Consider the following 21393-nt stretch of genomic DNA (forward strand, 5'->3'; position numbering starts at 1 on the left):
ATGATCCTGCATGAACTCATCGACTACGGCACGTTGCGCGTCATCTGGTGGCTGCTGCTCGGCGTATTGCTGATCGGCTTTGCCGTGATGGACGGCTTCGACCTTGGGGTGGGGATGCTTTTGCCCTTCGCCGGCAAGACCGATATGGAACGGCGCATCGTCATCAACACCATCGGCCCGGTCTGGGAGGGCAACCAGGTCTGGCTGATCCTCGGCGGCGGGGCGATCTTTGCCGCCTGGCCGCCGCTTTATGCGGTCAGTTTCTCGGGCTTCTACCTTGCGATGTTTGCTATCCTCGCCGCGCTGATCCTGCGCCCGGTCGGGTTCAAGTATCGCTCGAAACGCGAAGGCGCACGCTGGCGGAGGAACTGGGACTGGGCGCTGTTCGTAGGTGGCTTCGTCCCGGCGCTGATCTTCGGTGTCGCTGTCGGCAATGTGCTGCAAGGGGTGCCGTTCCGGCTCGGCTCCGACCTGCGGATCTTCTATGACGGCAGCTTCTTCGGCCTCCTGAACCCCTTCGCGCTGCTGTGCGGCCTGTTGTCGGTCGCCATGCTGGCGATGCACGGGGCGAACTGGCTGGTGCTGAAATCCTCGGGGCCGGTTGCGGCACGGGCGCGGTCCTTCGCCCGGATCGCGGCCCTTGCCACCATCGGGCTCTATGCACTTGGCGGGTTGGCCCTTTGGCTCTTTGTCGATGGTTACCGCATCACCAGCGTGATCGACCCGTCCGGCCCGTCCAACCCGCTGGCAAAAACCGTCGAGACCTCGGCAGGCGGCTGGTTTGCGAACTACGCCACCCATCCCTGGATGCTGCTGGCCCCCGCCCTTGGCTTCGTCGGCGCGCTTCTGGTGTTGTGGGGGCTGCGCTCGGGACGCGAGATCGGAACGCTGTTGTTCTCGAAGCTTTCGATCTTCGGGATCATCTCGTCGGTCGGGCTGTCGATGTTTCCGTTCATCCTGCCCTCGACAGTGCAGCCCGGGGCCAGCCTGACGGTCTGGGACGCATCCTCCAGCCATCTGACGCTCTTCATCATGCTCTTTGTCACCGTAATCTTCTTGCCTCTGATCGCCGCCTACACGGCCTGGGCCTACAAACTGCTCTGGGGCAAGGTCGAGGAAGACGACATCACAGGTGGCGGTCACGCCTACTGAAAGGGAACAGAAATGTGGTATTTTGCCTGGATCCTCGGTCTGCCGCTCGCAGTCTGCTTCGCGGTTCTGAACGCAATGTGGTACGAAATGCTGGAAGACGACGATCAACACAGCCAAGCGAAATCGGTTTCCCCCAAGCAAAGCCAATCCTAAGTTGGAACCGATGCACCGTTTCTATCTAAAAAGCACAATCATGATTTGCGGCGCAATGAAAGCAACTCTCTCTCGTTCGGATCTCATCTTCGCACAGCTCAGCAGAAAACTCGACTAGCGCATCCCCCTGAACGTGTGGGGGACCACCGATCCAGGCGATCCACAATCAGGTGAGAAAGATATACTCAGGCGCATGCAAACAGTGGTGGCACGCAATATTTGCGTCACCCCAACCCAACCAAAGGAGAAGTCTACATGGGTAAGCTAAACGATAAAGTTGTCGTGGTGACGGGCTCGGTCTCTGCGATCCCGGGATATGATTCCATTGGATCGGCAACCATTCGCGAAGCTCTGGCAGAAGGGGCTGCGGGAGTCGTCATCTCCGATATCAACGACGAACTGGGCGAAGCCTTCGCGAAAAGCCTGAACGAACAACATGGCACCGGACGGGCTCTTTATGTCCATACAGATGTAAGAGACCCGAAGGATGTCGAAAAGCTGTTCGATATCACCGAAAAGACCTATGGCCGCGTCGATGCTGTTATGGCCAATGCCGGGGTGGCAACGGCCGAGGACTTCGACAAGGATCCGGAAGCTGTCCTGAAATCCCGTAAGTTCATTCAAAGCATTAATGAGGACGGAGTTTTCCACACCGCCCTCTACGGTTCGCGTCTGATGATCAAGCACGGGACGAAAGGCTCCATCGTGCTGGTATCCAGTATTCACGGTGTCGTCGGTCGCCCCAAGGTCGTGAACCCGGACACGGGCGATGTGCTAATCGATCGCTTCAACTTGATTCAATACACGATGGGCAAGCATGGCGTCGTCGGCCTGTCCAAGGCCTTGGCTCTTCAACTGGCGGAATATGGCATTCGCGTTAATACGGTGAACCCGGGCTATATCATGACTCCCCTGTTTCAGGCTGCGGTCAATGCCGATAAGGGCGAGTTGGCAAAAGAGAAGACGCTGGCAACAGATGCTTTCGACTTCACCCAACTGGCGGCACTGCACCCGCTCTGCAACGACCCGGTAGAACAGGCCGATATCGTTCCACGGGGCAAGTTTGGTGGTCGCATGGGCGTTCCTGTCGAAATTGCCAAGCCCGCAGTCTTCCTGATGTCGGACGAATCTTCCTTTGTTACAGGCCAGAAGCTTGTAATTGACGGGGGGTATACGGCAGGCTGAGATCGCCTTGTGGGAGGCTCCCACACTGGCTCGCTGCATCGCCGGGGTCAAAGTCGCCTTCGCCCGGGTGCGCGCGCTGGTGACCGAACATCTGAGATGACCATGTCCCCCGGCACGACCGCTGTCACCGCAGGTCGGGCGAGCTTACTCGTGCCGGGGTTCTCATGGTCACGCGCGGCTTCATCGGGGCCTTCCTGCCACTGATGTCGACCACGATCTTCCTGATCCTTGCCACAGGCTGCTTTGCTCAGTCGGGTATCTGGAATGCCATCACAAGGTGATCAAACCGGCAAACCCTGCCAACGACAATACATGATTAATCACAACTATTTGAAAATATTGCGCCCTGGGACACAGCCCTCTTAAGCTTCGCTTAATCCCTGCAAGTACGATCCGGGTTCGTGAGGCAACTGTGTCGTCGGTGTTACTGGTTACAAAACCACTCACAGTTCGCAGCACCCGCCCAAAAGGGGGGCGCGGAAAATTTATCTAATTGATTGCCGGAGGTACTGCGGCATTAGATAAGGTATGCAACGTATGCAGAAGGAGGATAATCATTCGGTTTCAATTGAATTTCGCCACCTAAGATGTTTCTTGGCCGCGACAGAACATGGCAGCTTTCGCAAGGCTGGATCGGCTCTCGGGCTGTCACAGTCAGCAATCAGCCGGTGCGTGGCCGAACTTGAGAATAAGATCGGCGCATCGCTCTTTCATCGGCATACTTGGGGCGTGTCACAGACCTATGCGGGTCAACGCTTTCTCTCTCGAGCACGCAGAGCCATCAGGACCATTAGCGAAGGCGTCGATGAGGCTGCCTCCGCTGGACGATCCGAGCTCGGTCGTGTCCGCATCGGGATCTATTCCTCCATTGCTTCGGGATTTTTAGCCGATTTGCTGGGCATCTATGGACTACACCATCCCGAAATACAGATCGAAATGATTGACGGAAATCCAATCGAGCACATATCGGCAATTCGACAGCTCAGCCTCGACGTTGCTTTTATTACGGGAACACGGAATTGGCCCGACTGCGACCAGCGGCATCTGTGGTCCGAGCGTGTATTTGCAGTTCTTCCGATTCACCATGCGTTAGCCAAAAACAAGAAGCTAAGATGGCGCGACCTCGCCGAAGAAACATTCATTGTAAGCGAAACCGCTCCTGGTCAAGAGATCCACGATCATTTGGTGCGACGTATCGCAGACTTTGGACGACGTCCCGTAATCCAGGTCCAGCATGTAAGTCGTGACAACCTGATGCCTCTCGTCGCACTTGATCGGGGTTTGACGCTTGTAAGCGAAGCGATGACCGTTGCGCAGTTCCCTGGAGTGGTCTATCTTCAGATTTTAGGTGAGATACTCCCCTTCTCAGCCGTTTGGTCGGCGAAGAACGACAATCCAGCTTTACGGCGGTTACTTAGCCTAGCGAAGACAATGGCCGACCGTTCCGTGAGATCGTAGCCTACCCAGAACGCCGTGCCTTTGCGAAGCCTCGATCGGTCGCGATGAATCGCTCCAGCATCGGCACGATCAGCCTGACGGGCTGCGTAGTGGGCTGGCCGCTCTCACGCGCCAACGCCTCGGCATAGGCGACCAGATCTCGATGAAGTGGCGCCGGCAATTCTAGTGTCACCTTGATGGGTGTATCATCAGAGAGCGGGCCGAGTTTCAGCTTGGCCATGGTCAACCTCCTGCCGGTTCAAACATAATATCACGGGTCACGATGATCCTGACCGGAAAGCCGGGCCGGATGGCCAGCGTCGGCGCGACCTGCAACTGGCGCTGGACGATCTGCTGACCGGCCTGATTGATCGTATCCTGCGCGCCATCCCGGATGGCGCGGACAAGCCGGTCCTCATCGCTTGTGGCAAGCTCGGCCCCGACAGCCAGCAGCGTGGACAGGCCCGCAGCCCGCATCAGATCCCACCAATGGTAATCGACACCATCTTCGAGGCCCGCATAGCCGCCGGCATCCGCGCCCGGCAGGCGCTCCAGAACGATCGACCGGCCACCGGGAAGGATCAAGCGGTTCCAGACCAGCAGAACCCGGCGCTGTCCGAAGGTTACATCGTCATCATACTGCCCGATGATGCGCGTGCCCTGCGGTATGAGGAGCAGGCTGCCAGTCGGGCTGTCATATATGTTTTCGGTGACCTGCGCGGTGATCTGGCCGGGAAGGTCAGAGCGGATGCCGGTGATCAGGGCGGCCGGGATGACGGCCCCAGCCTGAAGGGTATAGGGGGACGCCGGCGGCGCGACACGATCCGGGGAAACGGTCTGACGATCCACCGGGCCGTTCAGGAAACCCGTGGCAGCATCCTGCGGCCCGGCAACGCCTCCAAGGTCGAGCCCGCCAAGCCCCGCCAGCGCCGGTCCCGCTCCTGCGCCGGTGCGGGGGCCGGTCTGGAAGAACACGTTGCTCAGGCGGGCGGCTTCTTCCTCGGCAAGACGGCGCTGCTCCTCGGGATCGACCGTCGGCGGGGTCATGGGCGGTGGAACAACGGGCTGCCCCCGGTTCTGCGCGTCAAGGATCGGGCGACCGAGATCACCGGGCAATGCCGGTCCAAGGACGGGGCCTGTATAGTCGCGCGGCAGACCGGCGAGACCATCCGCCGTAGGCCGGTTCTCGGTCGAGTAGAGTTCGCCACCGCCCGGCCCGGCATCCCGGGTCTGAAGCGCGTAGATCAGCGTGCCGCCGATGCCGAGCAGGGCGACAGCGCCGACGCCCGCCAACATCTTTCGGGACAGGCGGGTGACACGGGGCGCATCGGCGCGCAGCCGCATGGGGGCGGCAAGTTTCTCGGTCATGTCGGCGATCCTCCCGCCGTTGGCGCAGGTGTCTCTGCCTCAGTCTGTGTCAGCTCCATGCGGATGATCCTGACGACCTGTTGACGATCGCCACTGCCAAGACGCAACTCGGCCGCGCCAAACAGCCGGTCCACGATCAGGACGTTCTGATGAACGCGAGAGTTGACGATCTGCGGCTCGCCATCGCTACCCAGAACGAATAGCGGTGGCATTTCGCCCTGCACGATCCCACGCGGGAAGACGACATAGACGCGGCGGCCATCATCAAAAACGGCAACCGGACGCCATGGCGGGCTCTCGCCGGGAAGCTGCAAGCCATATCGATAGTTGCGGGCGGACTCAGCTGGGATGGCGGGCGCAGCAGGCACACTCTGACGCTTGCCCGGCGGCGGCGCGGGATAGGACCAAGCCACAGCGGGCATGTAGAGCGCCTCGCGGGCACGCAGCTCGATCATATAGATGCGCCGGTCGGTGGTGATGACGAGGTTGGTGGAAATATTCGGCCGCGTCGGCTTGACGAGAATCTGGACCCGCCGGTTCGGCCCGCTGCCGCTTTCGGTGTCGCCAATCACCCAGCGTGCGGTGTCGCCCGCCGCAATCGGCCCCGCCCCGGTCAGACTCTCGCCCGGCTCCAGCGCAATCGTGGTGATCTGGCCGACTGCGGCATAGACCTGATAGAGCGCGCCCTCGCTCCAGGGGTAGATCTGGATGGCATTGTAATAGCCTTCCCGGCGCGGCTCGATTCGGGCAGCGGCATTGGCGTTCTCGACCCGACCATCCGGCGTGCCGGCGGCTGTGCCGCCACGCGCCACCGTCCAGGCAGGCGGAACATGCAGTGGGCGGGGTCTCGTATCTGCCACCACCGTCGGCGCAGTTGCCACCGACGGCACATCGTCATCGTAGTTGAACTGCGGCACCTGGTTCCTGGCACATCCCGCCAGCAGGGAGGCGGACAGCAGCAAAGCTGCAACAGCGGGTTTACGGAAAGCCGGGACTGCGGCTTTGCAGGACAATATCGGGGTCATTGGCTCATCTCCCGCGACCATGAAACAGCGTTGACGTAGATTCCGAGCGGATTGGCCCGCAGACGCTCGGCGTCCCGCGGGGTCTGGATCACGATGGTCAGGATCGCCGTCCACCGCTCGGTGGTGGAAAGCTGACCACTCTCGAAATGCCGCTCGGTCCAGGCGACGCGGAAACTGTCGGGCGAAGCCCGGATGACTGAGGAAACCTCGACCGCCACCTGCTGGCGACCGACGCGGGTAAAGGGATCATTGGTTCGGGCATGTTCGTTCAGCGCCGCCGCGCCGCGATCCGTAGTAAACTCATAGGCGCGTAGCCAGTTCTGACGCACGATGATGGCGTCAGCCGGGATCGCCCGGACCTGCTCGATGAAACGGCCGAGATGAAAGGCGATCTGCGGATCGGTGGGCCGGTAGTCGGCAGTGGCTGGTGCGACGGTCTGGGCCTGACCGAGAGTGTCGACCTGCACCACCCAGGGCACCACCGTCCCGCGCGCCGATTGCCAGACCAGCGCCGAGGCGAAGCCTGCGGAAAGGATCAGGCAGCCGAAGGCCATATAGCGCCAGTTGCGAGCCTGAACCCGGGCCGAGCCGATGCGCTCATCCCAGACCTGTGCAGCCTTCTGATAGGGTGTCTCTGGTTGCGGCACCTTGCCGAAATGGGTGGATGGACGTTTGAAGATGTTCATGTGCGGTCGCTTTCAGAAAGGCTGATCGAGGAGCCGCCGCCACGGCTGTCGCCGGATCGGACGGCATGGGCGGCGGCCCTGACGCCCTGGCTCATGGCGCGGCTGCGCTGCATACGCTGTGCCCAGGCGGGCGGGCCACCGGCTGGGACAGGCGCATCGGGTGCGGATGGCGCGCCACCAACAGTTCCCATCGTGGTGGTGCCGCCGGTGGCGGCGACGCCGCCCCGCACCCCTCCCGCATGGCTGGATTTGAGGCTTTCAGCGGCTCGGGAGGCGGCACGTTTCAGGGGCGATGCGGCAGCGGATGCGCCTGCGCGGGCAACGCCACCGAGACCTGCGGCAACACCCGCACCGCCGGTCGCGCCCAAGGTATAGGCAGAAGACGCAGCACCAGCCGCGGAGGCCCCGCCGCGCGCCAGGGCCGTGCCACCGGAAAGGGCTGCACCACCGCCACGCGCGGCCAGCATGGTCGCGCCGCCCGCCGCAACGGCTGCCCCGCCAACCGCGAGGCCGGTCCCGACGGCAGCACCAGCGCTGAGTTGGGGACCACCCGAGACAAGGCCGGAGGCGATGCCCGGGCCGAAGATTCCGAGGCCGAGAAGGGAAAGAGCCGCCAGCACGATGGCCATGGCGTCGTCGATCGTCGGTGTCGCGCCACCGAAGGCGGCGGTGAAATGGCCAAACAGGGTCGAGCCGATGCCGATGATCACGGCGAGGACCAGCACCTTGATACCGCTGGAGACGACATTGCCCAGCACCCGCTCGGCCATGAAGGCGGTTTTACCGAAGAGGCCAAAGGGGATCAGCACGAAGCCCGCGAGCGTGGTCAGCTTGAACTCTATCAGCGTGACGAAGAGCTGCACGGCGAGAATGAAGAAGGCGAGGATCACAAGCGCCCAGGCGAAGAACAGGCAGAGGATCTGCACCAGATTCTCAAAGACCGCGATCCAGCCCATCAGGTCGGAGATGGAGTCGAGCAGCGGCCTGCCGGCATCCAGGCCGATCTGGGCGACCCGGCCCGGACGCAGCAGATCCGCCGCCGAGATCCCGGTGCCGGAGGCCATGAGGCCGAGACCGGCGAAACTCTCAAAGACGATGCGGGCGAGATTGTTCCAGTTGGAGATGATATAGGCGAAGACCCCGACGAAGATGGTTTTCTTCACGAGCCGGCCGAGGATGTCGTCATCTGCACCCCAGGCCCAGAACAGAGCCGCAAGCGTCACGTCGATGACGATCAACGTGGTGGCGATAAAGGCGACCTCTCCGCCCAGCAAGCCGAAGCCGGAGTCGATATAGCTGGTGAAGATGCCGAGAAAGCTGTCAATTACGCCGGTTCCGCCCATGATTACTGCCCCCCAATCGGGCAAGGACCAGGTTGGGCAGGTGTCGATGACGCAGGTGTCCGCCCCAGAAAGCGGTCACGGTTCCCGGCCCAGAGGCGCAAGCACTCAGCATCATTGGCCGCCGCCTCGCCCATTTCCTGGCAGCGCCGCAGCTCAAGGCGAAGCGGATTCGCCGGAGCCTGAAGCGCCGAAGCAGAAGGTGATGGCACGGATATGTCCTTGCGCGTCATCTCGATGACCGCCGCGGTGAGCGCGACGGCGACGAACACCACGGCCGCAATCCGAGCCAGCACCTTCCCTTCCATACCTTGCCCCCCCGATATCAGTTGAACATGCGGGCATTGCCGGGCTGGTAGCCCGTGCCCGGCGTCAGGAAGCGCTCGCGCTGGATACGGCCCTGCTCGGCGGCGCTCGCGCGTTCGGCCTCGGTCAACGCCTCGGCCCGGCCGTTTGCCGAGATCACCGCGATCAGGTCAGAGAGCTGCTGCGACTGAAGAGCGAGCAGTTGATTGCCAGCCTGCGTCGCTTGCAGCGCGCCGGTCGCACCCTGACTTTCGCCCACCAGTGCGGCCATCTCGACGCGGTTGCTGTCGATATTGCCGACGACGCCAGCCTGCACCCGCATCGCATCCTGCAGGCCGCCCACGGTGTTTTCCCAACGGCTGCGCGCATCCGCGATCATCTGGGTGTCGGTCGCGCTCAGGGACAGATTGCCGTAGTCCTGCTGGAACATCTGGTCGATGTTCTGAACATCGAAGGCGATGTTCTGGGCCTGCCCCAGAAGCTGCTGGGTGCGGCTCACGTTCTGTTGCAACGCCTGGAGCGAGCTATAAGGCAGGCTCGTGAGATTGCGGGCCTGGTTGATCAGCATCTGCGCCTCGTTCTGGAGCGAGGTGATCTGATTGTTGATCTGCTCCAGAGTCCGCGCGGCCGTCAGCAGGTTCTCGGCATGGTTGGTAGGGTCGTAGACGATCCGGCCGAAACCACCGAAGAAGGCATGGGCCGGCGTCGTGAACACCGGGGCGAGCACCATCGGTGCGGCAAGTGTCAGGGCGAATGCGGTTGCGCTGGCCGTGCACAGGAAGGGCCGCGTCTTGCAGGTCATGGGGTGATCTCCTCTTCATTCAGGGTGAGGTTGACCCCGTCATCGAGGATCGTGACGGGGGACGTCTCCTCGGGGTCATCCGCGAGGTTGGTGAGGTTCGGGATCAGATCGGCCGCCCAATCGACGCCACGCGCTCGCAGCCAGGCGTCGAGAAAGCCATCACGGCCATAGGTCGCGAGAATCTCGGCGATCATCGCCTGGTCTGATTTCGAGGAGGCCGCGCAAAGCGCGAGGCCGATCTCGGAGAGGCCGAGGTCGAAGAGCCGGTTGCCGCGTCGCGATTGGCAGTAATAGTCCCGCTTGGGTGTCGCCCGCGCCAGAATCTCGATCTGGCGGTCATTCAACCCGAAACGTCGATAGATCGTGGTGATCTGCGGCTCGATGGCGCGCTCGTTCGGCAAGAGGAGCCGCGTCGGGCAGGACTCGATGATTGCCGGGGCGATGGCGGAATTGTCGATATCGCTGAGCGACTGCGTGGCGAAGATGACGCTGGCATTCTTTTTGCGCAGCGTTTTGAGCCATTCGCGGAGCTGGCCCGCGAAGCCGTCATCATCGAGCGCCAGCCAGCCCTCGTCGATGATCAGCAGCGTCGGCCGGCCATCGAGCCGGTCGCTGATGCGATGAAATAGATAAGAGAGGACCGCCGGCGCCGCTCCGGTGCCGACCAGCCCCTCGATCTCGAACGCCTGAACATCGGCGGTGCCGAGATGTTCGGCCTCGGCATCCAGCAGCCTGCCATAAGGTCCACCGACGCAATAGGCGCGCAGCGCCTGCTTCAGGTCACTGGATTGCAGCAACACGGCAAGGCCGGTGATGGTGCGTTCCCCGATGGGGGCAGAGGCAAGCGAAGTCAGCGCCGTCCAGAGATGTTCCTTCACCTCAGGCGTGATCTGGATGTTCTCGCGCATCAGGATCGCGACGATCCAGTCCGCGGCCCAGGCCCGCTCAGCAGTCTGATGGATGCGAGCCAGCGGTTGCAGCGAAACCGAGGACTCAGATGACTCGGTCAGCTCGCCTCCGAGATCGTGCCAGTCACCGCCCATGGCGAGGGCCGATGCGCGGATCGAGCCCCCGAAATCGAACGCAAAGATCTGGCTGCGCGGGTAGCGGCGGAACTGGAGCGCCATCAGCGCCAGCAGGACAGATTTGCCAGCGCCGGTCGGGCCGACCACGAGGGTATGGCCGACATCCCCGACATGAAGAGAAAACCGGAACGGGGTCGAACCTTCCGTGCGGCCATAAAGAAGCGGAGGCCCGTTGAAGTGTTCGTCCCGCGCCTCGCCCGCCCATACCGCGCTGGAGGGCACCATATGGGCAAGGTTAAGCGTCGAGACCGGGGGTTGGCGGACATTCGCATAGGCATGCCCCGGCAGGCTGCCGAGCCAGGCGTCAACGGCATTGACCGTCTCGACCATGACGCTGAAGTCGCGTGACTGGACGATCTTTTCGACCAGCCGCAGCTTTTCGTCGGCGCGCCGGGCATCCTCGTCCCAGACGGTGATGGTGGCCGTCACATAGGCCATACCCGCCAGGTCCGCACCGAGTTCCTGCAAGGCCATGTCGGCATCGGCGGCCTTGTTCGCCGCATCGGTATCGACCAGCGCGGATTGCTCGTTGGTCATCACCTCCTTGAGGATCGCTGCGATGGACTTGCGCTTGGCGAACCATTGTCGGCGGATCTTCGTCAGCAGCTTGGTGGCATCGGTCTTGTCCATGAGAATGGCACGGGTCGACCAGCGATAGGGAAAGGCCAGCCGGTTCATCTCGTCGAGCAAGCCGGGCGTGGTCGTGCCCGGGAACCCGGTAATGGTCAGAATCCGCAGGTGCTGATTGCCCAGGCGCGGCTCAAGCCCACCTGTCAGCGGCTGATCGGCCAGCAGCGCATCGAGATAGATCGGGGTTTCCGGCACCCGGACCCGGTGGCGGTTGGTCGAGATGGTGGAGTGGAGGTAAGTCAGCGTGCCCGCGTCATCGAGCCAGCGGCACGCCGGCATGAAGCCATCGAGCAGCGCCAGCACGCGGTCGGTGCGGTCGATGAAGCCGCGCACTTGTTTCCAGGGGTTCACTCCCGAGATCTCGCGCCCCTCATAGAGCCAGGCCTCCGAGCGCGCGGCATCTTCTGCGGGCGGCAGCCAAAGCAGGGTCAAGAAATACCCCGAAACGAAATGGCTGCCCTCCTCCTCGAAATCGGCCTTGCGCTCGGCGTCGACCAGCGCCGAGGCCGAATCGGGAAAGCGGCTCGCCGGATAGGTCGCGGCTTCACACCGCTGCGCCTCGACGAAGATGGCCCAGCCGGAGCCTAGGCGGCGGAAGGCATTGTTCAGCCGCCCTGCAACCGCGACGAGCTCAGCCGCCACGGCGGAATCCAGATCGGGACCGCGAAACTTCGCGGTCCGCTGAAATGATCCGTCCTTGTTGAGGACCGTCCCCTCCCCGACCAACGCCACCCAGGGCAGGAAATCGGCGAGGCGCGATGCGGTGCGGCGGTATTCTGCAAGATTCATCATGGCGGGGGCCTCACACCGAGAGATGGCCGGGGATCCGCAGGTGGCGGCGCGCCACCTCGACAAAAAGCGGATCACGCTTGGCGGCCCAGACGGCGGCGATATGGCCAACCGCCCAGATAAGGATGCCGATGAGCCAGAGCTGAAGGCCGAGGCCGACCGCGCCGGCCAGCGTGCCATTCAGGATGGCGACGGAGCGCGGCGCCCCACCGAGCAGGATCGGCTCGGTCAGGGCGCGGTGAACCGGGACGCTGAATCCCGGCACCGCGTCGAGGGCCTCGAAACTCAGGGCCATCAGATCAGCGCCCCGCCACCAAAGCTGAAGAAGCTGAGGAAGAAGGAACTGGCCGCGAAGGCGATGGAGATACCAAAGACGATCTGGATCAGCCGCCGGAAGCCGCCGCCAGTGTCGCCGAAAGCCAATGTCAGACCGGTGACGATGATGATGATCACCGCGACGATCTTGGCGACCGGCCCCTCGACCGATTGCAGGATCGATTGCAGCGGGGCCTCCCAGGGCATGGAGGACCCCGCGGCAAAGGCCGGGGAGGTCATCAGGCTCGCCGAAACGAAGGCAGCAGCGGTCGCGACATGCTGGTGGATACGGAGGGTGGAACGGATCATTGAGGGTCTCCTGAGTTGGGAGTGGTGGTGGGATCGGAAAAGGCGGGGGAAATCCGGTAGTCGCCGTCAGGGCCGAGCCCCTCGACCGAGGCGAGTTCCGCAAGTCGGCGGGCTGATCCGCGACCGGAGAGAACGACCACGAGGTCGATGGTCTCCGCGATCAGGGCACGCGGCACGGTGACGACGGCTTCTTGGATGAGTTGTTCGAGGCGGCGCAGAGCTCCGATGCCGGACCCGGCATGGATGGTGCCGATCCCGCCGGGGTGACCTGTGCCCCAGGCTTTGAGGAGATCGAGGGCCTCGGCCCCCCTCACCTCGCCGACGGGGATACGATCCGGGCGCAGACGCAGAGAGGCGCGCACCAGTTCTGACAGGGACGCGACGCCGTCCTTGGTGCGCATGGCAACGAGGTTTGGCGCCGCGCATTGCAGTTCGCGGGTGTCTTCGATGATGACCACGCGATCCTGGGTCTTCGCCACCTCAGCGAGCAATGCATTGGTCAGCGTGGTTTTGCCGGTCGACGTGCCTCCCGCCACCAGGATGTTGGCGCGGGCTGCAACCGCGCGGCGCAGGGCTGCCGCATGACCCGCAGACATGATGCCGGCGGCCACGTAGTCATCCAGCGTGAAGACGGCAACGGCGGGTTTACGGATGGCGAAGGCTGGCGCGGCCACCACAGGAGGAAGCAGACCCTCGAAGCGCTCACCCGTTTCCGGCAGTTCGGCAGAGACACGCGGGCTGCGGGTATGGACCTCGACGCCGACATGGTGGGCAACCAACCGCACGATACGTTCGCCATCGGCAGGCGACAGCACCTCCCCCGTATCGGCCAGTCCCTCGGACAGCCGGTCCACCCAGATCCGCCCGTCCGGATTCAGCATGACCTCGACCACAGCAGGGTCTTGCAGAAGGGTTGAGATGGCAGGCCCGAGCGCCGTCCGGAGCATGCGCGCGCCGCGGTCCACCACTGCCTGTTTGTGAATGTTGCCTGCCATCTCGTCCCCGTTCCACCGGGGAGGCTGGAGACGCTCCCCGGATGGGGATGACTAAAAGAGAGCCGAATCGGGGCGTTTCAACTAGTTTCGACGGTCGTAGTAGCGTGGCGTACAAATACAGGAGAACGGCGGTGAGCGCCAAAAAAAGCTTTGCGGATCGTGGCCCAACTTTGGCTCGAGATTCGGGAAATCATGAACGCTATGCGAGACTAAGCCGCCGTTTGCAGGTGCGGCAGAGAAGGTGCTCCATCCTTGCCAAAGTGGCCCGTTGGGCCGAAACCGGCCTGACGGCAATGCGGCATGACAGACGCAGCAGCTTTATCAGAGCAACCGTTGGGACGGACCGAAGCGAGATCGCCGACGGATCAGCCCCGAGGGCGGAGATCCGCTTGGCACTGGCGCTCTCGCTGCGGAAATGCGGCGATGGCTAAGTGTGGGAGTGAAGGAGAACATATGGGCCTCTGACGATGACGACTAGCCAAAGCGAACAGGCAAGCCCGGCGGCAGAAAGCCATCGCACGCCTCGAAGACGATTCAAAGTCCGAAGCCTCAGGCCAAGAGCTCTCCTCTGACGATTGCCGCGCCCGCACCCAGTGCTGCAAGCTTGCCTTTGGCCACGCGCCGCGACAGCGGCGCCATACCGCAGTTAGTGCAAGGATAGAGCTTATCGGCATCGACAAATCGCAGCGCCTTGCGCAACGTGTCTGCCACCTGCTCCGGGGTCTCGATGGTCTCGCTCGCGACATCAATGGCGCCGACCATCACCTTCTTGCCACGCAGAAGTTCGATCAGATCCATTGGTACATGGGAGTTGTGGCACTCCAGCGAGATCATGCCGATACCGGATTTCTGCAGCTTGGGGAAAGATTCCTCATACTGGCGCCATTCCGACCCCAGCGTGTTTTTCCAGTCGGTGTTGGCCTTGATGCCGTAGCCATAGCAGATATGGACGGCCGTTTCGCATTTCAGGCCCTCGATGGCGCGTTCAAGCGTGGCAACACCCCAGTCGTTCACCTCGTCGAAGAAGACGTTGAAGGCGGGCTCGTCGAACTGGATGATATCGACACCGGCGGCCTCCAGCTCCCGCGCCTCCTGGTTGAGGATCGTGGCGAATTCCCAGGCCAGTTTCTCGCGGCTTTTGTAATGGGCGTCGTAGAGCGTATCGATCATGGTCATGGGACCGGGCAGCGCCCATTTGATCGGTTGCTGGGTCTGCTGGCGCAGGAAGCGCGCATCTTCGACAAACACCGGGTTCGGGCGCTCGACGGCGCCGACAACGGTGGGCACGCTCGCATCATAGCGGTCGCGGATCCGGACGGTCTCGCGTTTCTCGAAATCCACGCCGTCGAGATGCTCGATGAAGGTGGTGACGAAGTGCTGCCGGGTCTGCTCGCCATCGCTGACGATATCAATCCCGGCCTGTTGCTGATCCATCAGTGTCAGACGCAGCGCATCCTGCTTGCCTTCGACCAGCGCCTCTACTTGCAGCTTCCAAGGCGACCAGAGCTTTTCCGGTTCTGCAAGCCAGGAGGGTTTGGGCAGACTGCCGGCAGTCGAGGTGGGGAGCAGTTTGTTCATCGTCGGAGACCTTGTGTTCTGGTGTCGTCAGAGCGCGTAGCTGGCGGACCAGCGCTCGAGGATAGCATGATACGGCTTGATGAAATGCTCTTCCGTGAACCTTCCCTGTTCGACAGCCAGCCGACTACGTTCCTCCCGATCATAGTCGATGCGGGTCGGCGAGAAGTCCTGGTGTTTCAGGTTGGGCTGGTAGACATTTCCGGCTGCGGAGTTTGCATTGTATATCTCGGGGCGATAGATCTTCTGAAAGGCCTCCATCGTGCTGATGGTACTGATCAGCTCGAGATTGCTGTAGTCGTTCAGCAAATCGCCGCTGAAGTAGAAGGCCAGGGGGGCAACACTGCCCGGAGGCATGAAGAAGCGCACCTGCAATCCCATTTTTCTGAAATACAGATCGGTCAGGGAAAGCGCATCCTGCTGGTATTCGGCGCCAAGAATCGGATGGCAATTATCGGTACGCCGATAGGTCCTGCTGCTTGAGGCACTGAGACAGATCACCGGGGCCTTGCTGAAATGCTCCCTATAGGCATCCGAGTTCACGAAATGCCGGAAAAGCTTGCCGTGCAGATCGCCAAAACCGTCCGGAGCACCGAAATCATTCCGATTTTTGTTGTGCTCGGGAAGAACAACGCTGAAGTCATAATCCCGCACGTAGGAAGAGAAGTTGTTTCCGACGATCCCCTCGATCCGGTTCCCGGTATTCCGGTCGACGACAACGGTTTTCAGGATTTCGATTAGCGGAAAGGCGTCATTCCTGCCTGCTGCCGCCAGGCTCATTTCGACCGAAATGATCTCAAGCTCGATAGAGTAACGTTCCGCTCCGGCATTGTCCCAATGCGCCAGCGCATTGAAGCGATTGTCGATCATCCTCAACGCATTGCGAAGGTTTTCCTGACGGGTTTCCCCCCTCGCCAGATTGGCGAAATTGGTTGTGAGCCGCGTATTATCCGACGGACAATAGTCCTCGTTGAACGCAGTGCTTCTGATCGAGAATGCGAAGTTTTCAGCGGTCATGATCAGGCTTTCTGAGTATCCGGAATGGCCTGAACCCCGTCTCCGGTATTCAGACCTTCCTGCGTTCTTGCATCATTTCTCAATCAGCAGCCGCCATACCGCCTGTCTTCATGAGCAACTCAGCCTCTATGCCTGAGCAGTCGGATGAGGAAAAATGATCTTATTTCATCAACGCATGACCCTCGGTCATGTGTTTGCCGAGGATGTGGCGTGTCCAGTCGCAAGCGGAGCAGCGCTGATGCGGTTTGATCCGGCGATCATCCTCCGCTCAAGTCTTGGCGAGGTTGCGCAGCACATAATGCAGCACGCCGCCATTCTCGACATATTCGATCTCAATGGCGGTATCGATCCGGCACTTGATCTGGATCGTCTTCTCGGTGCCGTCGCCATATCTGATGGTGCAGGGCACGAAGGAGAGCGGTTTCAGATCGCCCGCGAGACCTTGGATTGTCACCACCTCATCGCCTTTCAGGCCGAGGGTCTTGCGGGTCTCGCCGGGACTGAACTCAAACGGGATCACCCCCATACCGACAAGGTTGGATCGGTGGATCCGCTCGAAGCTTTCTGCGATGACGGCCTTGACGCCCAGCAGCGCTGTGCCCTTCGCGGCCCAGTCCCGAGATGAACCGGCACCGTATTCGACGCCGCCAAAGATCACGAGCGGAGTGCCCTGCTCCTGCCAGGCCACTGAGGCGTCAAAGATAGAGGTATGCGCTCCGTCGGGGCCAAGTGTATAGCCACCTTCAACGCTGCTTCCGTCAGGATTGGCCAGCATCTCGTTCCTGATACGGATATTGGCGAAGGTGCCGCGCATCATCACCTCGTGATTACCGCGCCGCGACCCGTATGAGTTGAAATCCTTCTCTGCCACCTGCCGCTCGGTCAGATATTTACCGGCGGGTGTCGTCGCCTTGAAGGATCCGGCCGGGCTAATGTGGTCGGTGGTGATCATGTCGCCCAGAATGGCGAGAACGCGGGCACCCTCGATATCTTTGATCACACCCGGCTCGCGGCTCATGCCCTGGAAATAGGGCGGGTTCTGGATATAGGTCGAGCTTGCTGGCCAGTCATAGGTCTCGGAATCCGTCACATCGACAGATTGCCACTTCTCGTCGCCCTTGAAGACATCGGCATATTTCTTCTGGAACGCCTCGCGGGTTACTGTCTGGTGAACCAGATCGGCGATTTCCTGATTGGACGGCCAGATGTCCTTCAGGAACACATCGCGCCCCTCGGGCGTCTGGCCGACAGGGTCGCGGGTGAGGTCGATGTTCAGATCCCCCGCGATGGCATAAGCCACAACCAGCGGCGGCGAGGCGAGGAAGTTCGCCCGCACATCCGGCGAGATCCGACCCTCGAAGTTGCGGTTGCCGGAAAGCACCGCCGTCGCCATCAGGTCGTTATCGTTTATCGCGCGCGAGATCGCCGGATCGGCCAGCGGGCCGGTATTGCCGATACAGATCGTGCAGCCATAGCCGGTAATGTGGAAGCCGAGCGCGTCGAGATCCTCCTGCAGGCCCGCAGCTTCCAGATATGCACCGACAACCTGCGATCCGGGGGCAAGCGAGGTCTTGACCCAAGGCTTGCGGTTGAGGCCAAGCGCGCGCGCCTTGCGGGCAACCAGTCCCGCGCCGATCATCACATAGGGGTTCGAGGTATTGGTGCAGGAAGTGATGGCGGCGATCACCACCGAGCCATCGGTGAGGGTGTAGTCCTTGCCGTCCACCGCGACGGTCTTGCGAGCGTCCTTCGGGGGCGCCAGCACCGCGCCGCCCTCATCGACCATTTCCTGGGCATCGGTGCCCACATCAATGCCACGATAGCTGGCCACGACCTTATAGAAGGTCCGCGCGGCATCGGTCAGTGGCAGATAGTCCTGCGGGCGCCTCGGACCTGAGATCGCCGGAACGATGGTGCCCATGTCGAGTTCCAGCGTGCTGGTGTAGATCGGATCGTAATCGGGGCCGCGCCACATTCCATTGGTCTTGGCATAGGCCTCGACCAGGGCGATGCGGTCCTCGTCGCGTCCGGTGTTGCGCAGATAGCGCAGGGTTTCGCCATCGATCGGGAAGAATCCGCAGGTGGCGCCGTATTCGGGGGCCATATTGGCGATGGTGGCGCGGTCGGCCAAGGGCAGATGGTCCAGCCCCTCGCCGTAGAATTCGACGAACTTGTTGACCACGCCATGTTGGCGCAGCATCTGCACCACCCTGAGCACGAGGTCAGTCGCGGTGTTGCCTTCGACCATCCTGCCGGTCAGTTTGAAGCCCACAACCTCGGGGATCAGCATCGAAACCGGCTGGCCCAGCATCGCGGCCTCCGCCTCGATCCCGCCCACGCCCCAGCCCAGGACGGCGAGGCCGTTGACCATGGTGGTGTGGCTGTCGGTGCCGACCAAAGTGTCGGGATAAGCGACCTGTTCGCCACTCTGATCAGTATCGGTCCATACCGTCTGGGACAGATATTCGAGGTTCACCTGATGGCAGATGCCGGTGCCGGGCGGCACCACGCGGAAGTTGTCGAAGGCCTTCTGCCCCCATTTGAGGAAGGTATAGCGCTCCATATTGCGCTCATACTCCAGATCGACATTCATCTGGAAGGCGCGTGGATTACCGAATTCGTCGATCATCACCGAATGGTCGATCACCAGGTCGACCGGGTTCAACGGATTGATCTTTTGCGGATCGCCCCCCAACCGGATGATGCCATCCCGCATCGCCGCCAGATCGACCATGCCGGGCACGCCGGTGAAATCCTGCATCAACACCCTGGCCGGGCGATAGGCGATCTCTGTGGGGTTCTTGCCGCCATCCTTCGCCCAGGCGTCAAAGGCACGAATATCATCAAGCGAAACCGTAAAGCCCCCATCTTCAAACCGCAGCATGTTTTCCAGCACCACTTTCAGCGATGCAGGAAGACGCGAGAACTCCCCCAGACCCGCAGCCTCGGCCGCCGGGATCGAGTAAAAGGCGATGGAGTTTCCGGCGATGCTCAGGTGGCGGCGCGTCTTTGCGCTGTCCAGTCCGGTGATGGTTGGCATGATAGCTTATGGGCTTTCAGGGAATAAGTCTGGAAAGGCGGCAAACCCGCCAAAGCGATACCGCCGCCCCGGCGGTTCAGGACGGGGCGACGATGATTGGATCAGGGCGCGACCGACAGGGCGATGCTGGCGTCCAGCGCCTCGAAGGCGTTGAGGCCGATGGTGTCGTAGAGCTCAGTCCTCGTCTGCATCTCGGGGATCATCGCCGTCGTCGCGCCGTCGCGAGCCAGCGCGGCATAGAGCTTCGCCTGCGCCTTGTTGGCGACGCGCAGCGAGGAGACCGGCCAGATCACCATATCATAGCCGAGATCCTCGAACTGCTGTGCGGTCAGCGCGGGCGTTCGGCCGAATTCTGTCATGTTCGCCAGCAGTTTCACACCCGGCAGCGCCGCGCGGACCTCCTTGAACATTTCCACGCTCGTCAGCGCCTCGGGGAAGATCGCGTCTGCCCCGGCCTCGACATAGAGTTTTGCGCGGGCGACGGCCCCTTCGATCCCCTCTGAGGCCGCAGCATCGGTGCGGGCGATGATCACCAGATCGCGGCGCGCGCGGGCGGCAGCGGCGACCTTGGCGGCCATATCCTGTGCAGCGGCCAGTTTCTTGTCGTTCAGATGGCCGCATTTTTTCGGAAGCAGCTGGTCTTCCAGATGCACCGCCCCTGCCCCGGCTTCCTCGAAGGTGCGCACCATGTGCATCACATTCAGCGCCTCGCCATAGCCGGTATCACCATCAACCAGGAGCGGCAGGCCGGACGCTCGTGCGATCTGGCGGATGAAGAACGCCACTTCATCGACCGTGATGATGCCAAGGTCCGGCAGGCCCATCGAGGCGGTCATCGCGGCGCCGGAAAGGTAAAGCGCATCAAAGCCCGCAGCCTTGGCCTGAAGCCCGGCCTGGCCGTTATGGGCACCCGGAAGGCGCAGGATGCCGGGGCGCGAGAGAGCGGCGCGGAAACGTTGCCCGGCGGGCGCCAGGGGCAGGTCGTCGGCGATCAAATAGGGCATGGTCATGCCTCCGAGGGCGGGGCGAGCAGCCCGCGTTTTTCGATGGGGGTGAAGGCGCGATTGTCCGGCCCGATGTAGTTGGCCGAGGGGCGGATGATCTTGTTGTCCTGCCGCTGCTCGACCACATGCGCGCCCCAGCCCGAGGTGCGGGAGATCACGAAGATCGGCGTGAACATCGACGTCGGCACCCCCAGCAGATGGTAGGACACCGCCGAATACCAGTCCAGGTTCGGGAACATCCGCTTCTCGTCCATCATCACCGTCTCGATCCGCTCGGCAATATCGAACATTTTCAGACTGCCGGCGGCATCGGAAAGCTGTTTCGCCACCCGCTTGATCACCACATTGCGCGGATCGGCGATGGTATAGACCGGGTGGCCGAAGCCGATGATGACCTCTTTGCGGTCCATCCGGGCGCGGATGTCGGCCTCGGCCTCATCCGCGTTTTCGTAGCGTTTCTGGATCTCGAACGCGACTTCGTTGGCACCGCCATGTTTGGGGCCGCGCAGGGCGCCGATGGCACCGGCAATGGCGGAGTAGACGTCCGACCCCGTGCCCGCGATGGTCCGCGCCGTAAAGGTCGAGGCATTGAACTCATGCTCGGCATAGAGGTTGAGCGTGGTCTGCATCGCCCGCACTTCGGCCTCGCTGGGGGCGATGCCATGCAGCAGATGCAGGAAATGCCCGGCGATGGTGTCGTCTTCTGTCTCGACCTCGATGCGGCGGCCGTTCTGGGCGAAGTGGTGCCAGTAGAGCAGCATGGACCCCTGCGCCGCCATCAGCCGGTCAACGATATCGCGCGCGCCGGGGATGTTGTGGTCATGCGCCTCGGGCAGCACGCATCCGAGCGCCGAGACGCCCGAGCGCAGCACATCCATCGGATGCGCGGCGGCCGGGATCGCCTCCAGCGTCTCGCGCACGGCTTTCGGAAGGCCCCGCAGGGCCTTCAGTTTCGCTTTATAGGCCCGCAGTTCGGGCGCGGTCGGCAATGTGCCATGCACCAGCAGATGAGCGACCTCCTCAAAGGTGCAGGCCTCGGCGAGATCGAGGATGTCATAGCCCCGATAATGCAGATCGTTGCCCGACTGGCCCACCGAACAGAGTGCGGTATTCCCGGCCACCACGCCTGAAAGCGCGACGGACTTCTTGGGTTTCAGAACAGTGCCGCTCATCTTTCCCT

Annotated in this window: 21 protein-coding genes; 5 read left to right on the forward strand and 16 right to left on the reverse strand. The window is 62.1% G+C overall.

Annotated features, from left to right (window positions below):
• The 5 genes from cydB (at position 1) to JL811_RS15340 (ending at position 3948) form a co-directional block, all read left to right on the forward strand.
• Positions 1-1152, forward strand: a complete 1152-nt coding sequence (cydB, locus tag JL811_RS15320; RefSeq protein WP_198838862.1) for a cytochrome d ubiquinol oxidase subunit II — start codon at positions 1-3, stop codon at positions 1150-1152.
• A 12-nt stretch (positions 1153-1164) separates the two neighbouring features.
• A complete protein-coding gene (gene cydX / locus JL811_RS15325) occupies positions 1165-1305 on the forward strand; it encodes a cytochrome bd-I oxidase subunit CydX (RefSeq protein ID WP_198838863.1) in 141 nt (46 codons plus the stop codon).
• 255 nt (positions 1306-1560) lie between these two features.
• Entirely contained in the window at positions 1561-2490 is a 930-nt protein-coding gene (locus JL811_RS15330) for an SDR family NAD(P)-dependent oxidoreductase (RefSeq protein ID WP_198838864.1), read from the forward strand.
• Positions 2491-2654: 164 nt separating this feature from the next.
• Positions 2655-2771, forward strand: a complete 117-nt coding sequence (locus JL811_RS15335) for a YbaN family protein (RefSeq protein ID WP_198838865.1) — start codon at positions 2655-2657, stop codon at positions 2769-2771.
• Between the two features lie 256 nt (positions 2772-3027).
• A complete protein-coding gene (locus tag JL811_RS15340) occupies positions 3028-3948 on the forward strand; it encodes a LysR family transcriptional regulator (protein ID WP_202689583.1) in 921 nt (306 codons plus the stop codon).
• Between the two features lies 1 nt (position 3949).
• Here the strand turns inward: JL811_RS15340 and JL811_RS15345 are convergent, their stop codons facing one another.
• The 16 genes from JL811_RS15345 to prpC all read right to left on the reverse strand — a co-directional run bounded on the left by JL811_RS15345 (position 3950) and on the right by prpC (position 21385).
• A complete protein-coding gene (locus JL811_RS15345) occupies positions 3950-4168 on the reverse strand; it encodes a DUF2274 domain-containing protein (RefSeq protein ID WP_202689584.1) in 219 nt (72 codons plus the stop codon).
• Positions 4169-4170: 2 nt separating this feature from the next.
• A complete protein-coding gene (locus JL811_RS15350) occupies positions 4171-5295 on the reverse strand; it encodes a TraB/TrbI/VirB10 family type IV secretion system protein (protein ID WP_202689585.1) in 1125 nt (374 codons plus the stop codon).
• Positions 5292-6320, reverse strand: coding sequence for a P-type conjugative transfer protein TrbG (gene trbG, locus JL811_RS15355; RefSeq protein WP_202689586.1), 1029 nt, complete (start codon positions 6318-6320; stop codon positions 5292-5294). The genes JL811_RS15350 and trbG overlap by 4 nt, the downstream gene beginning before the upstream one ends.
• Positions 6317-7006 carry a conjugal transfer protein TrbF gene (gene trbF / locus JL811_RS15360; protein WP_202689587.1) on the reverse strand — a complete coding sequence of 230 codons (690 nt, stop codon included), beginning with the start codon at positions 7004-7006 and terminating at the stop codon, positions 6317-6319. Before trbF ends, trbG begins: the two co-directional genes overlap by 4 nt.
• A complete protein-coding gene (gene trbL / locus JL811_RS15365; RefSeq protein WP_202689588.1) occupies positions 7003-8349 on the reverse strand; it encodes a P-type conjugative transfer protein TrbL in 1347 nt (448 codons plus the stop codon). Before trbL ends, trbF begins: the two co-directional genes overlap by 4 nt.
• A 2-nt stretch (positions 8350-8351) precedes the next feature.
• Positions 8352-8654, reverse strand: coding sequence for a putative entry exclusion protein TrbK-alt (trbK-alt, locus tag JL811_RS15370; RefSeq protein ID WP_202689589.1), 303 nt, complete (start codon positions 8652-8654; stop codon positions 8352-8354).
• Positions 8655-8671: 17 nt separating this feature from the next.
• Entirely contained in the window at positions 8672-9454 is a 783-nt protein-coding gene (gene trbJ, locus JL811_RS15375; protein WP_202689590.1) for a P-type conjugative transfer protein TrbJ, read from the reverse strand.
• Positions 9451-11961: a conjugal transfer protein TrbE gene (trbE, locus tag JL811_RS15380; protein ID WP_202689591.1), complete on the reverse strand. Its 2511-nt coding sequence runs from the start codon at positions 11959-11961 to the stop codon at positions 9451-9453. Before trbE ends, trbJ begins: the two co-directional genes overlap by 4 nt.
• A 10-nt stretch (positions 11962-11971) precedes the next feature.
• Positions 11972-12253, reverse strand: a complete 282-nt coding sequence (locus JL811_RS15385) for a VirB3 family type IV secretion system protein (protein WP_202689592.1) — start codon at positions 12251-12253, stop codon at positions 11972-11974.
• Complete coding sequence (locus JL811_RS15390; RefSeq protein WP_202689593.1) at positions 12253-12582, reverse strand: TrbC/VirB2 family type IV secretion system protein; 330 nt, start codon at positions 12580-12582, stop codon at positions 12253-12255. The genes JL811_RS15385 and JL811_RS15390 overlap by 1 nt, the downstream gene beginning before the upstream one ends.
• Positions 12579-13529 carry a P-type conjugative transfer ATPase TrbB gene (trbB, locus tag JL811_RS15395; RefSeq protein WP_475636554.1) on the reverse strand — a complete coding sequence of 317 codons (951 nt, stop codon included), beginning with the start codon at positions 13527-13529 and terminating at the stop codon, positions 12579-12581. The genes JL811_RS15390 and trbB overlap by 4 nt, the downstream gene beginning before the upstream one ends.
• Before the next feature lie 597 nt (positions 13530-14126).
• Positions 14127-15155 carry a methionine synthase gene (locus tag JL811_RS15400; protein WP_202689595.1) on the reverse strand — a complete coding sequence of 343 codons (1029 nt, stop codon included), beginning with the start codon at positions 15153-15155 and terminating at the stop codon, positions 14127-14129.
• Positions 15156-15182: 27 nt separating this feature from the next.
• Positions 15183-16169: a DUF1852 domain-containing protein gene (locus JL811_RS15405; protein ID WP_202689596.1), complete on the reverse strand. Its 987-nt coding sequence runs from the start codon at positions 16167-16169 to the stop codon at positions 15183-15185.
• Between the two features lie 268 nt (positions 16170-16437).
• Positions 16438-19209, reverse strand: a complete 2772-nt coding sequence (gene acnA, locus JL811_RS15410; protein ID WP_202689597.1) for an aconitate hydratase AcnA — start codon at positions 19207-19209, stop codon at positions 16438-16440.
• A 101-nt stretch (positions 19210-19310) separates the two neighbouring features.
• Positions 19311-20213: a methylisocitrate lyase gene (prpB, locus tag JL811_RS15415; protein ID WP_202689598.1), complete on the reverse strand. Its 903-nt coding sequence runs from the start codon at positions 20211-20213 to the stop codon at positions 19311-19313.
• A 2-nt stretch (positions 20214-20215) separates the two neighbouring features.
• On the reverse strand, positions 20216-21385 hold the full coding sequence (gene prpC, locus JL811_RS15420) for a bifunctional 2-methylcitrate synthase/citrate synthase (RefSeq protein ID WP_202689599.1): 1170 nt from the start codon (positions 21383-21385) through the stop codon (positions 20216-20218).
• Positions 21386-21393 lie beyond the last annotated feature (8 nt).

Source organism: Szabonella alba (genome assembly GCF_016765775.1).
In the GTDB taxonomy this organism is placed as follows: domain Bacteria; phylum Pseudomonadota; class Alphaproteobacteria; order Rhodobacterales; family Rhodobacteraceae; genus Szabonella; species Szabonella alba.